Raw genomic sequence first — 13,913 nt, forward strand, 5'->3', positions numbered from 1 at the left:
TTAGTTTCCAAGTTCGATGCCGGAGAGGCGAGCTAAAGTTGGGATATCTTTATCACCGCGACCCGATAAATTAACCAGAATCACCTGATCTTTAGACATTGTTTTGGCCATCTTTGCAGCATGGGCCAGCGCATGACTCGACTCAAGGGCCGGAATGATACCCTCAAAATGGCAAAGATCGTGAAAAGCTGCGATCGCTTCATCATCATTAATCGCTACATACTCGGCACGGCCGATGTCTTTCAGGTAGCTATGCTCTGGGCCAACGCCCGGATAATCCAAGCCCGCAGAAATCGAATGCGTATCCGCAATCTGACCATTTTCATCTTGCATCAGGAAAGTACGATTGCCGTGTAAGACGCCCACTTTAGCATTTGAAGTAAGCGGCGCAGCATGACGACCGGTTTCTACACCATCCCCGCCTGCCTCTACACCAATCAAACGCACGCCTAAATCATCTACATAAGGATAAAAAATACCAATTGCATTCGATCCACCGCCCACACAAGCCACAACGGCATCAGGCTGGCGGCCGATCATTTCTGGCATTTGTACTTTGCACTCATCACCGATCACGCGCTGAAAATCACGCACCAGTTGCGGATAAGGGTGCGGGCCGGCACATGTGCCGATAATGTAATAGGTTGAATCAACATTGGTCACCCAATCGCGCATCGCTTCATTCATCGCGTCTTTAAGGGTTTTGGTGCCCGATTCAACGGCCACTACTTTTGCACCAAGCAGCTTCATACGGTAAACATTGGGCGCCTGGCGTTTAACGTCTTCAGCTCCCATATACACAATGCATTCCAAGCCATACCGCGCCGCAACAGTGGCTGAGGCGACACCGTGCTGGCCTGCGCCGGTTTCTGCAATCACGCGTTTTTTACCCATGCGGCGGGCAAGCAGTGCCTGGCCGATGGTGTTGTTTACTTTATGCGCGCCAGTGTGGTTTAAATCTTCGCGTTTTAAATAAATCTGCGCGCCACCCAATACTTCGGACCAGCGTTTTGCATGGTAAATCGGGCTGGGACGGCCAACATAATGCTTTAGCTCGCTGTGGTATTCAGCAATAAAATCGGGGTCTTGCAAGGCTTTTTCGTACTCGATGCGTAACTCATCCAGTGCGGGGATCAAGGTTTCAGCCACAAAGATGCCACCAAATTGGCCGAAATGGCCTAGGGAATCAGGTTGCTGATAGGGCTGCTGCTCGTGTGTTGTCTCAGTCATGCGCTTCTCTTTCTGCTTGATTAATAAAGGTAGCAATTTTTGCTACATCTTTGATTCCCTTGCTACTTTCTACGCCGCTTGATACATCAACGGCCCAAGGTCTAACCTTACAAATCGCTTCATAGACATTATCCGAGTGTAATCCACCCGACAAAACCAGCGGTAAAGGCAAGTCTTTAGGGAGAAGATCCCAATCAAAGGCTTCACCCGTCCCACCGGGCACCCCTTCTACAAAAGCATCGACTAAGATCCCTTTGCAAAGCGCATCCACAAAGCGCTGTGCATATTCTACCAAATTTAGATCAGGTCTTACCCTAAGTGCTTTTAAATAAGGACGCCCAAACTGACGGCAATACTCAGGCGTTTCATCGCCATGAAATTGCAATAAATCCAAAGGTACTTTAGCCAACACGCTACGAACAAAAGCCGCATCAGCGTTTACAAACAAACCCACACTACTTACAAAAGCAGGTAAAGCCGCAACAATTTGCTCAGCCATTGCAATCTCAACATGGCGTGGGCTGGGTGGGTAAAACACTAAACCAATTGCATCCGCACCGGCTTTCGCCGTTAGCCTTGCCATTTCTGGATCACGCAAACCGCAAATTTTGATACGTGTCTTCATTAGCATTCCCTTAAATCAGACCATGACGCAACTCTGGCTCACTAGCCAGACCAAACTCAGGCGGGTAGCTTACACCAGCTAGGTATAATCCGTCCGGCATAAAGGTAGGAGGAGCGCTAGTTCTGTCTTTTGCAAGAATCAAATCAGCCATCCACTCGGAGGATTCATGGCCTTTGCCAATATGCAGCAAGGCTCCAACAATATTACGCACCATATGATGCAAAAAAGCATCCGCAGAAAAATCGCAAATAAAGAGATGACCTTCTTTTTGAATATGAGCACGAGTCATGGTTTTAACCGGCGATTTAGCCTGGCATTCTGCCGCCCTAAAGCTACTAAAATCATGCTGCCCCAATAGATGGGTCATCGCAGCCTGCATTGCGTCAAAATCCAGATCATAAAACGTCCAGCCCATACGTCCTGACCACAAAGCGGGACGTACCGGGTGGCTTAGCAATAGATAACGATAATGGCGGGCAAATGCAGAAAAGCGTGCGTGAAACGCATCGGAGACAGGCTTTGCCCATAGCACCGCCACCGTATCAGGCAGAAAGCTATTCACGCCCCTCACCCATGCTGCTAAAGGACGATTAACGGCCGTTTCAAAGTGAACAATCTGCCTTGCACCATGCACGCCAGCATCAGTACGGCCAGCGGCATGCACACGAATAGGCTCGCCTGCCATCCGGCTGAGTGCTAGCTCTAATGTGGCCTGCACGGTAGTTAAGTCTTTTTGAACTTGCCAGCCATAAAAGGCACGACCATCATATTCCACTGCGAGCGCGTATTTCATTACACCATCATCAATAAAGTGGCTAACACTGCGCCCAATAAGGCAAACAGCAGCAGCAAATCAAAAAAAGACAGCGACTCTACCAGAATCGAGACTTCCTGCAACTCGCTAGGCTGTTCTGCCTCAGCCAATCGCTGCAAAAAATCATTCCGGGACAAGGTATTTTGCTGAAGTAATAACTCAGCAGAGAAAGACATGGTTAAGCTTAAACGCAAGGCCCAGCGCTGCCGATCAAGCCCCAACCAAGACAAGGGGGTAAGTAGTCGATAGAGTCCGGAAAACACTTGTGCCGCATTTAAACGCCATAGCAAGAGCTGCAAGGCGGCCAGCACGCCCAGTAAGCGCACCACCTGTAGCAGCCCCCATCGTACGCCCTCTTCTGTTGGCGACCAGGAGCTGGCCCACAGATACTGTCCGGGCGTTGCCCAACCATACACAAGGGCAATGGCTAGCAGTAAAAAGCGGGTGCGCTTTAGAGTACGCCAGCAACGATCCGGGCAGAAGCAGAGTGCGGCCAAAATGCATAAAGCAGAAAAAACAATGAGTGGCGTATCTTGCAAAACTTGCAAGATACACGCCACCCAAAGCCATGCTGCGATTTGATTTGCAGAATGAAATCTAATCAAAGATTACCTAACAAAGCTTGCGCCTGTTTCTGCTGCTCTGGATTACCTTCACCCATCGCCTCTTGCAAGATTTCTCTGGCTCCTTCCGTGTCGCCCATATCAACATAAGCCTTCGCCAAGTCAATTTTGGTTTGCACCGGATCATCGCCCGAGAAGTTTAAAGTTGGATCGGCCGACATGCCCGCATCTGCAGCAAAATCCAGATTCATTTCTGCTAAATCAATCGATTCTTCTGCGGTCACATCAGGTGCACTGATTTCCAATGGGGTATCCAGTGAGAAATCAAAATCCAGACCCAAACCATCATCAGCACTGCTTGCCTCCAGTACCTCTTCTGTCCCCAAGGCGGGTACATCAAAGACATCATCCAGCGCTGCTGGCGCTTCGATTACATCGTCGATTGCAGGTACCTCACCCAAATCCAGATCAGGCAGAGCAGGAGAAAGCTCAGGAAGCGGCTCAACAGCAGGCAGAGCATCTAAACCCTCTAGGCCATCGAAATCCAGATCAAACGGATCTTTGCTTACATCAACTTTAGATGCATTACTGGCAGAGAAATCAACCGGCATATCCAGAGCCAACATGGTTTCGCCATCGTTCTGAGGCAAATCAAGGGTGGCTTCTGGCTTTTTGGCTTCTTCAGGCACCAAGAAATCATCTAGGCCAAAATCAATGCCCATATCAAAACTTTCAGGCACAGGCAAGCTTTCAGCAGGTGCTTCTGGCAACAAATCATTCAGCCCATCCAGATCAGCCGTTGATAAATCATTCTTGGCCTGCCCCATGCCCAGTAATGGATCAACATCCAGCATCGCTTCGTCAGCAGGCGTCATAGCCACCGTATCGCCCATATCAAAATCAAGCGATAAATCGAGATCTGTCAGGCTATCTTGCTGGCTAGGTGCCTCTGCAATATTTTCACTCATCAGCGAATCGAAATCGCTCACTTTACCAGCGGCCGCAGAAGGCAACTCATCAAGCGGCAAATCGAAATTATCCAGGGGCTGATCAGCCCCCTTAGCTAGGTTCATTGATGTGGCAGCAACCGCGGCTACAGCTACTGCACTGGCAGCACCCGCAACAGCAACGGCAGCAGGCTCTACCCGTTTATAAAGAGGATTATCCGGGTCGAGCACATTGCCCTGATAAGCCGCCTGCTCCCACTGAGCACCTTTACCCGATGTCATCGTGTAGAGATCAGCGGCAATTTCTTCATATGATGTTGGATCTTTCTTTGCAGCAAAGATTTCTAGTAGCTTCATGCGAATTTCATGGCGCGCAGGATCTTTTAGCAGGGCATCACGTAAAATCTCTTCTGCCTGCTCATTGCGATCGTAAGCCATATAAACTTCAGCCTCAGCAATCGGATCCACTTCATCAGTGTCGATTGTTCCAAGGCCTTGGCGGCTAAAATCAGTTAGGAAGGAGTTTTCAGTTGGCTGAGTGCTAATTACCGCGCCACCCGTATTGCCCAGCAGAGTATTAGATTTTAAATCTCCTCCCGTTAGAATGCTGTCTGCAAAGGTATTACCATTCTTACGACGGCGCGCCCACCACAGACCAACACCTCCCAGCAAGAGCACGGCCAAGCCGCCGCCAATAGGCAGCGCATTTTCAAACACAACATCCATAGCATCGGGTTCTGGCTCAGGCACGGGTGCAGGTATTGCAACACGGCGACGTGCTTTCGGTGCTTCAGCAACCACGGCGCTTGCATCAACAGCCCCTACCGCTGCACTAGCAATCGGAGTATCAACTACAGCGGAGGCGGCGGGTAATTCTGCCGGAGCAGGGACATCTGCAGGCACAGGGGTCGCGACTGCCGTTGGTACCGGCGCATCACTGGGCTTGCTGGCTTTTTGCATCTCTGCACCGGCACGGCTCTTTAGCGCTAGCAACTTCTCCATGTCATGCAGATTTTTCTGCAAGGCAGCAACCCGCTGATTGGACTCATCCAATCCTTTTTGCCTTGCCGCAACTTCTTCTTCTAAAGCACGGATACGCGCTTGCTCACCCTGCTGCCCCGGCTTAGCTTTGCCTGGTGCCTCACCTTTAGATAGCTTGAGCACATCCTGATTTGCATTGCCCGGTTTTACTTTCTCTTCTACTTTTGGGGTAATGCGGCCCGCATTGGCTGGCTCATTGCCTGCCACAGCAGGCTGCTTTTGCACGGCTTCTGCTACTTTGCTGCGATACGCCTGCCAATCTTTCGCTTGCAAACGCACTTCCGCGCCCGCTTCTCTTGCTGGCAGCGACTGCAAATCATTTTTGCTTGGGATGTTCAAAATTTTGCCGCGACGCAAGCGATTCATATTGCCATCGAATGCATCCGGATTTTGTCGGTAAAGCCCAACCAGCATTTGCTCAAGTGTCACACCTTCTGCATCAGCCTGACGTGCGACCGACGATAAGGTGTCGCCCGCTTTTACTTTGTATTGATTACCGTCCGCTGTTTTTTCAGCCTGAGCGCTACTTGCCGCATCGGCCTTCTTTGGATTGAGTACAGCCCCTTTGCGGCGTGTACCTGGCAATACCGCAGGTGCAAATGACTCACCTCGCTTTGCCGTGTTATTTGCGGCAGCCGCAGATGATGCATAACCAGGAGGATCAATCAGCGCCGTGTAGTCACGCTGAATTTTGCCACCAGACCAGCTCAAATCAACCAGCAAGTCCAAAAATGGCTCAGAAATGGACTGCGAAGACGAGATCAATACGACGTGTTGTCCGTTTGCCCGCTTATTCACCACAAAACGCAAACCCAGCGATGCCGGAGGATAAGCGACTTGAGCCTGAGCAAATGCCTCTGGCGAAGCCAGCCGGGCAAGCAGTCCTTCTGACTCACCTGCCTGCACGGAAACCAAATCAATTTCAGCTCGAAATGGCTGACCCAGCCCGGAAAGCACATTCAGCCTTCCCAGCCCGACGGCTCCAGCAGATAATGGCAAGGCCAACATAAGAGCAAGGACACACGCCTTGAGTTTCGGTTTAATTGCCACAATTCCCCCAGCACTTCACTTTGTTTTAACCAAGTATTCTAATAATACCGGCGCTTACAGCCTGATGAACATAACATTTGCGCCAAGTTTGGCGCAAGTCACCCACATAATTTGCATACAGTTTACTTGGTCAAGCCTGTTTTTTTGAAGCACTTCACAAATTTCTTTTACAACATGCGCCACAACAAAATCGAACGACAAAGCAAACATCACATCAATTTTTTATAAAAAAGACTCTCAAATCATATAGCAAATATATAGCACTATTCCAATCTATATCTACACAAATCAAAAATCCAACTTAAATGCCACATTTTTTTTGCTAAAAGCACCCATTAAAAAACACAAAAACCCCCATAGAAAACAAAGCGAATCCAATCGATCAGCCGCTTGAAATAGTAAGCTACAAGGCTAAAATATAAAATACGCTCATACCAGTACATCTTAGTATGGCTTCAGGCAATGCCGATCCAATACAAATATCAGTAAAAAAAGCAACTCAATCATTCTGCTTATTAAATCCTCACTCAATCCAAAGTTAAAACGCCATAGCATAACTTTATTTAAACGCAATGTTATCTATCCATCAATAAGCAAGCAAATCAGGCTTCACACTACACCCCCCCCCTTTTTTTACATACTCACTTGAAGCAAGCCTCGGCAAGAGCAATTAACATTTGCTACCCCTCTTTTTTGCCGAGTTATCGCCGCTGATTCTTTATAAATAACCACGTTATCACTTCTAATCAGTGGCGCTCTGCTAAAATCGGGGCTGTTATGCCAACATAGCAAACGATTTAAGTGCTTAAGAAGTGCCTCATATATATAAAAGGATTCAATCATGACGTACGTAGTGACCGACGCCTGTGTAAAGTGTAAGTACACTGATTGCGTCGATGTATGCCCAGTAGACTGCTTTCGTGAAGGCCCGAATTTTTTAGTGATTGATCCTGATGAATGCATCGACTGCACACTCTGCGTTGCTGAATGCCCGGTTGAAGCCATTTACGCAGAAGATGATGTCCCTGCGGATATGCAAGACTATATTGAGCTCAACGCCGAAATGTCTAAAATCTGGCACGCCATCGTAGAGAAAAAAGACCCACTCCCCGACCATGAAACATGGTCAACCGTTAGTGGCAAGATTGGGCACATCGAGCGCTAAGCATTCATATCGGATAGCGCTTGAGTCGCGGCGTATTATCCGGTATGATCCGCCCCTCTTAACAACCCTTGCCTGACCGTAGTCGCACGCGGCAGGCTTAACATCCATAAGGAGATGTCATGCGACATTACGAAATCGTATTTATCGTGCATCCGGATCAAAGCGAACAGGTTCCAGCGATGATTGATCGCTACAAGACCCTGATCACCAACGGTGGTGGTGCTATTCACCGCCTTGAAGATTGGGGCCGTCGTCAGTTAGCTTACCCGATCCAAAAGATCCACAAAGCTCACTACGTCATGATGAACGTTGAGATCAGCCAGCTTATCCTGGACGAACTCGAACACGCCTTCAAATTCAATGACGCCGTTCTGCGCCACATCACTCTGCGCACAGAGCACGCTGTTGTTGAAGCTTCCCCAATGATGAAGGAAGAGAAGTCCAAGTCCCTGACACCAGCCGCCGAAGGCGTTCCTGCTGCCTAAGGTAACAAGTAAGCACTGCGAAATTTTCGTCTTGCTTGCTATGGACTACTAAATTGGACAAACGTAACCGAGTACTCATTGACGGTACCGTTATCAAACGAAGCGAATTACGTTACACCCCTGCCGGAACGCCAGTTTTAGAAATCGTGATCACTCATCTTTCTGAACAGCTTGAAGCAGGTAAACACCGCAAGGTGGAGTGTGAAGTGGCCATGATGGCACTCGGCGATATTGCAACAAGACTTGCCCCTATCCAAATTGGGCAACGCCTTGCCAGCAAAGGTTTTATCGCTGCAAAAAGTAATCGTTATCGCAATGAGCTTGTGTTGCATCTCGAAGAATTTGAATTGTTGAATTGAGGTTTATCATGTCGCGTCATCTGTTCAAGCGGAAAAAATTCTGCCGCTTTACCGCCGAAGGCATTGCCCACGTGGATTACAAAGATATTGCTCTGTTAAAAGACTTTATCTCTGAAAACGGTAAGATCATCCCTGCCCGTATTACTGGCACTAAAGCTAAGTTCCAGCGCCAATTGTCTGAAGCAATCAAAGTAGCTCGTCTGCTTGCGCTTCTGCCATACACCGACCAACACTAAGAGAGAAGAATAAAAATGCAAATCATTCTGCTCGAAAAAGTAGCAAACTTAGGTGGTCTTGGTGATGTGGTTACCGTAAAAGATGGTTACGCACGTAACTTCTTGGTACCACAAGGCAAAGCAAAACGTGCAACTACAGCTAACTTAGCTGAATTTGAAGCTCGTCGTATTGAGCTTGAAGCACGTCAAGCCGAGATCATTGCTGCGGCAACTGATCGCGCTGCTAAGCTGGAAGGCGCTGCAGTTTCTATCGAACAAAAAGCCGGTGTTGATGGCCGTCTGTTCGGTTCAGTTAGCACACAAGACATCGCCGAAGCATTCGTTGCTGCTGGCTTTGAAGTGGCTAAATCTGAAGTTCGCCTGCCTGAAGGTCCTTTCAAGCAAATCGGCGAATACGAAGTTGAACTTGCTCTGCACCACGAAATCGTTGCTGCAGTAAAAGTAACTGTTGTTGGTATTAACTAATCATTACGATTAATTAATAGCTTCACATATAAAAAACGGCAATCCTCGGGTTGCCGTTTTTTATTGCCCGCTAGCAAACTCAAACTACCCCCCTCTTTTTTCCAGCTTGCATTCATAGCTTAGCAATACTCGGTTTTTTTCATCCACACTTTCCAGTTTGACCGAAAACCCCCACAGCCGTGAAATATGCCTAAGCACTTCATGTACGCTATTGCCTAAGGGCCTGCGCTGGTATTGATAATGCCGCAGTGTTAAAGACCTATCCCCCTGTGTATTAGCCTCATACACCTGAATGTTTGGCTCCCTGCCGGCCAGATTATATTGATCTGCCAGCTTTTGCCTGATATCCAGATAGCCCGCCTCATCATGAATCGCCGCCACCTTTAATTTAGGCAAATAGTCATCATCCAGAATGGCAAACAAGCGAAACTCACGCATTAATTTAGGTGAAAGATACTGCAAAATAAAACTCTCATCCTTAAAATTACGCATTGCAAAATCAAGCGTTTTTTTCCAATCCGTATTGGCTAAATCCGGAAACCAAAGTTTATCCTCCTCGGTAGGCTCTTCACAAATACGCCGCAAATCACGAAACATCGCAAAGCCAAGCGCATATGGGTTAATCCCATTAAACCATTTGCTCGTAACGGGCTGCTGAAACACCACGTTGGTGTGACTATGCAAAAACTCCAACATAAACGCATCGTCCACCAAACCTTCGTCATACAATTGATTCAGCAAGGTGTAATGCCAGAAAGTGGCCCAGCCCTCATTCATAACCTGCGTTTGCCGCTGCGGATAAAAATACTGTGCAATTTTGCGAATAATCCGCACAATTTCTCTTTGCCACGGCGCTAATAAAGGTGCGTATTTCTCAATAAAATACAGCAGATTTTCTTGTGGCTCAGAAGGGAAACGGCTTTCCTCATGCGTTTTCTCTTCTTCATTACGCTTAGGAATAGTGCGCCACAGCTCATTAATCTGTGATTGCTGATAGTTTTCCCGCTCCGATTGCTTTGCTAATTCCAATGAAAGTGATAATTTTTGCGGCCGTTTATAACGATCAACACCATAATTCATCAGCGCATGACAAGAATCGAGCAATTCCTCAACCTTATCTTCACCATATCTTTGCTCACACTGGGCAATATAGTTTTTTGCAAAGACCAGATAATCAATAATGGCCGTTGCATCCGTCCAGCTTCTAAATAAATAATTACCTTTAAAAAAAGAATTATGACCAAAAGCAGCATGCGCAATCACCAGCGCCTGCATCGTCATGGTGTTTTCTTCCATTAAATAAGCAATACAAGGGCTGGAATTAATCACAATTTCGTAAGCCAAACCCATTGCGCCGCGCTGATACGATTTTTGCGTGGATAAAAAATGCTTGCCGTAACTCCAGTGGTTATACATCACCGGCATGCCTACCGAGGCATAGGCATCCATCATTTGCTCAGCGGAAATCACCTCCAGTTGATTAGGATAGGTATCCAGGCCAAATTGCTTGGCCACACGCGCAATTTCTCGGTAGTAATCATCAATTAAATCGAAAGACCATTCCGAGCCGGTTGATAATAATTTTTTTGAGCGCGTTTTTTTTTGGCGTGTATTGGTACTCATGCCCCCCCCCTTGCGCTGACTTTCTTAAATAACTCTTTAAAAATGGGCCAAATTTCTGCGGGATTACGAATACGCCGCATGGTGAAATGTGCGTGTTGCTCGGCCACTTTTTCGTATTCAAACCAAAGATTCTGCGGCTCTCCTTCCGTAATTTCCACATAAGCGTAGTACTGCAAAAGCGGCATAATTTCAGCGCTGAGTAATTGCCGGCATTGTGGCGAATCCGAATCCCAGTTATCCCCATCGCTGGCTTGGGCCACGTAGATATTCCAATCTGCATCAGGATAACGCTCATCAATGATTTTTTTGGTGAGTTTTAATGCTGAAGAAACCACCGTACCGCCCGTGTCTCTTGCATGAAAAAAATCATGCTCATTCACCTCGGTAGCCTGGGTATGGTGACGAATAAATACCACCTCTATTTTTTCGTAGGCACGTACCAAAAACAAATAAAGCAAAATAAAGAAACGCTTAGCAATATCTTTTTTGGCTTCATCCATAGAGCCGGATACATCCATCACACAAAACATCACCGCCTGCGTAGTGGGCTTAGGTACGCGAATACGATTGGTGTATTTCAGATCAAAGGGATCAATATAAGGAATACAAACCAGCTTTGCTTTTAATTCACGAATAATCGCCTGTAAGGTTTGAACTTCCTGCGATCTTTCTCCTTGAGTTTCAAGCAGTTCATCTAATTGCTCTTGTAGGGTATTTAATTCTTCTAATGGCCCTGCAGATAGTGCAATGCGCCGCCCCAATGCTGCACGCAGGCTGCGTAGCACATGGATATTGGTCGGCGTGCCATCGGAAGTAAAGCCAGCCCTTACCGGTTTCATCACCATACTTTGTTTTAATTGTGTTTTAACTAAATTGGGCAATTCCAGATCATCAAAGAAAAACTCAAGAAATTCTTCTTTGCTTAATTCAAAAACAAAGTCATCTTCACCATCCCCACCATTGCCCGCACCGCCATTCCCTCCTGCACCGTCTCCGCCTGCTGGGCGATCAATTTCATCGCCCCGGCTATAACGATCATTCCCAGGAAAAACCCGCTCCCAAATCCCGCCTTGTGCATGGGCAAAGCCAGGTTCATTAATGTCTTTAACAGGAATGGATACTTTCTCGCCACGCTCAATATCGGTAATCGATCTGCCATTAACGGCACGCGTTACCGCTTCTTTAATTTGCCCCTTAAAACGACGAAGAAACCGCTCCCGATTTATCGCCGACTTATTTTTACCATTTAAACGCCGATCAATCATATGAATCATGATGCAACCCCAGTGAGGCGTGAGGCGCAAGGAGCAATCTCGAGCCACTCCACCTCGATTTCACCCCTCAGCCCCACTGGATTACGACGATTTACGGACTCTTAAATACCACTCGCACAAGAGTCTGACCTGTTTCGGCGTATAGCCTTTGCTCACCATCCGATTCACAAAATCTTCGTGTTTACGTGCATCATCATGACTTGCCTTGGCATTAAATGAAATAACTGGCAATAGCTCCTCCGTATTAGAGAACATTTTTTTCTCAATCACAGAGCGTAATTTTTCGTATGAAGTCCAGGCGGGGTTGTTCCCCCCATTATTGGCACGGGCTCTTAATACAAAATTAACAATTTCATTTCTGAAATCTTTAGGATTAGAAATACCCGCAGGCTTTTCTATTTTTTCCAGCTCATTATTTAAGCTGGTTCGATCAAATGATTCCCCTGTGTCTGCATCGCGATACTCCTGATCCTGAATCCAGTAATCGGCCAATGTGACATAGCGATCAAAAATATTTTGCCCATATTCGGAATAACTTTCCAAATAGGCGGTTTGGATTTCTTTGCCAATAAAATCAACATATTTCAAAGCCATAAACTCTTTGATATAGGAAATATATTTTTGCTCTAGCTCGGCAGAAAATTGCTCGCGTTCGACTTGTTGCTCCAGCAAATACAATAAATGCACAGGGTTTGCCGCAACTTCTGCATGATCAAAATTAAATACTTTAGATAAAATTTTGAAAGCAAACCGAGTGGATAAACCATTCATTCCTTCATCCACACCTGCAAAATCGCGGTATTCCTGAATCGATTTTGCTTTTGGATCGACATCTTTTAAATTTTCACCATCGTAAACCAACATTTTAGAAAAGATGCTGGAGTTTTCTGGCTCCCGCAGACGCGAAAGTATTGCAAACTGCGCCATCATTTTTAAAGTACCCGGAGCGCAAGGCGCTTTAGATAAAGAAGAGTTAAGCACTAATTTCTCATAAATCTTTACTTCCTCACTCACCCTCAGGCAGTAAGGCACTTTCACGATATAAATACGATCTAAAAAAGCCTCATTATTTTTATTATTTTTGAATTGCTTCCATTCTGATTCATTAGAGTGAGCTAACACCACACCATCAAAGGGAATAGCGCCAAAGCCTTCAGTACCCTTAAAGTTACCTTCTTGAGTGGCCGTCAATAAAGGGTGTAGCACTTTAATCGGTGCTTTAAACATTTCCACAAACTCAAGCAACCCTTGATTCGCCAAGCATAAACCGCCTGAATAGCTATAAGCATCAGGATCATCCTGTGCGTATTTTTCTAATTTACGAATATCCACCTTACCTACTAAAGCAGAGATATCCTGATTGTTTTCATCTCCTGGCTCAGTCTTGGCAATGGCCACCTGGCGTAATACCGAAGGATGGCGCTTTACCACTCTAAACTGATTAATATCACCATTAAATTCGTGAAGGCGTTTTACAGCCCAAGGGCTGGGGATGGTTTTCAAATAGCGGCTGGCAATACCAAATTGCTCTTCTAATAAGCTACCGTCTTCATCTGCATTAAATAGCCCCAAAGGTGATTCATTCACTGGCGAGCCTTTAATGCAATAAAAAGGTACGCACTCCATCAATTCTTTTAATTTTTCAGCGATCGAGCTTTTGCCGCCCCCTACTGGGCCAAGCAAATAAAGAATCTGCTTCTTTTCTTCCAAACCTTGAGCTGCATGCCGGAAATAAGCCACCACTTGCTCGATCACTTCTTCCATACCATAAAATTCACGAAATGCAGGATAGATGCGAATCACTTTATTCTGGAAAATACGTGACAAGCTGGAATCAAGCCGGGTGTCAATCAACTCTGGCTCGCCAATCGCCATCAGCATCCGCTCTGCTGCGGTAGCATAAGCAACCTGATCTTGTTTACATAGCTCCAGATAGTCCCTAAGGGACATTTCTTCTTCGCGTGTGCGCTCATATCGTGCCGCAAAATTATTAAAGACATCCATGACGCCTCTCCTCACCGTGTATGTCATACGAG

The 13,913-nt window shown here is 46.6% G+C and carries 13 protein-coding genes; 5 read left to right on the plus strand and 8 right to left on the minus strand.

The genetic code is table 11. The annotated features are described in order from the left end of the window. From trpB to VN23_RS06840, 5 genes are read right to left on the minus strand one after another with little or no spacing between them, the layout of a single operon-like run. Complete coding sequence (gene trpB / locus VN23_RS06820; RefSeq protein WP_046351882.1) at positions 1–1,230, minus strand: tryptophan synthase subunit beta; 1,230 nt, start codon at positions 1,228–1,230, stop codon at positions 1–3. After that, complete coding sequence (locus VN23_RS06825; RefSeq protein WP_046351881.1) at positions 1,223–1,855, minus strand: phosphoribosylanthranilate isomerase; 633 nt, start codon at positions 1,853–1,855, stop codon at positions 1,223–1,225. Before VN23_RS06825 ends, trpB begins: the two co-directional genes overlap by 8 nt. A gap of 10 nt (positions 1,856–1,865) precedes the next feature. Next, entirely contained in the window at positions 1,866–2,648 is a 783-nt protein-coding gene (truA, locus tag VN23_RS06830) for a tRNA pseudouridine(38-40) synthase TruA (RefSeq protein WP_046351880.1), read from the minus strand. Then, a complete protein-coding gene (locus VN23_RS06835) occupies positions 2,648–3,274 on the minus strand; it encodes a CbiQ family ECF transporter T component (protein ID WP_052746583.1) in 627 nt (208 codons plus the stop codon). Before VN23_RS06835 ends, truA begins: the two co-directional genes overlap by 1 nt. After that, positions 3,271–6,270: a FimV/HubP family polar landmark protein gene (locus VN23_RS06840; RefSeq protein ID WP_197433045.1), complete on the minus strand. Its 3,000-nt coding sequence runs from the start codon at positions 6,268–6,270 to the stop codon at positions 3,271–3,273. The genes VN23_RS06835 and VN23_RS06840 overlap by 4 nt, the downstream gene beginning before the upstream one ends. An 841-nt stretch (positions 6,271–7,111) precedes the next feature. Between VN23_RS06840 and fdxA the strand changes: the two genes are divergently transcribed. The 5 genes from fdxA (at position 7,112) to rplI (ending at position 8,980) form a co-directional block, all read left to right on the plus strand. Continuing rightward, positions 7,112–7,435 carry a ferredoxin FdxA gene (fdxA, locus tag VN23_RS06850; RefSeq protein WP_046351879.1) on the plus strand — a complete coding sequence of 108 codons (324 nt, stop codon included), beginning with the start codon at positions 7,112–7,114 and terminating at the stop codon, positions 7,433–7,435. 119 nt (positions 7,436–7,554) lie between these two features. Continuing rightward, a complete protein-coding gene (gene rpsF / locus VN23_RS06855; protein WP_046351878.1) occupies positions 7,555–7,920 on the plus strand; it encodes a 30S ribosomal protein S6 in 366 nt (121 codons plus the stop codon). 53 nt (positions 7,921–7,973) lie between these two features. Continuing rightward, positions 7,974–8,279 carry a primosomal replication protein N gene (gene priB, locus VN23_RS06860; protein WP_052746581.1) on the plus strand — a complete coding sequence of 102 codons (306 nt, stop codon included), beginning with the start codon at positions 7,974–7,976 and terminating at the stop codon, positions 8,277–8,279. 8 nt (positions 8,280–8,287) lie between these two features. Continuing rightward, positions 8,288–8,515 (plus strand): 30S ribosomal protein S18, encoded by a 228-nt coding sequence (gene rpsR, locus VN23_RS06865; protein WP_046351876.1) that lies wholly within the window; start codon positions 8,288–8,290, stop codon positions 8,513–8,515. A gap of 15 nt (positions 8,516–8,530) precedes the next feature. Then, complete coding sequence (gene rplI, locus VN23_RS06870; RefSeq protein WP_046351875.1) at positions 8,531–8,980, plus strand: 50S ribosomal protein L9; 450 nt, start codon at positions 8,531–8,533, stop codon at positions 8,978–8,980. 84 nt (positions 8,981–9,064) lie between these two features. Here the strand turns inward: rplI and VN23_RS06875 are convergent, their stop codons facing one another. From VN23_RS06875 to VN23_RS06885, 3 genes are all read right to left on the minus strand, one after another. Continuing rightward, positions 9,065–10,603, minus strand: a complete 1,539-nt coding sequence (locus VN23_RS06875) for a SpoVR family protein (RefSeq protein WP_046351874.1) — start codon at positions 10,601–10,603, stop codon at positions 9,065–9,067. Further along, entirely contained in the window at positions 10,600–11,877 is a 1,278-nt protein-coding gene (locus VN23_RS06880; RefSeq protein ID WP_046351873.1) for a YeaH/YhbH family protein, read from the minus strand. The genes VN23_RS06875 and VN23_RS06880 overlap by 4 nt, the downstream gene beginning before the upstream one ends. A gap of 81 nt (positions 11,878–11,958) precedes the next feature. After that, complete coding sequence (locus VN23_RS06885; protein ID WP_046351872.1) at positions 11,959–13,881, minus strand: PrkA family serine protein kinase; 1,923 nt, start codon at positions 13,879–13,881, stop codon at positions 11,959–11,961. Positions 13,882–13,913 lie beyond the last annotated feature (32 nt).

Source organism: Janthinobacterium sp. B9-8 (assembly GCF_000969645.2).
Classification (GTDB): Bacteria; Pseudomonadota; Gammaproteobacteria; order Burkholderiales; family Chitinibacteraceae; genus Iodobacter.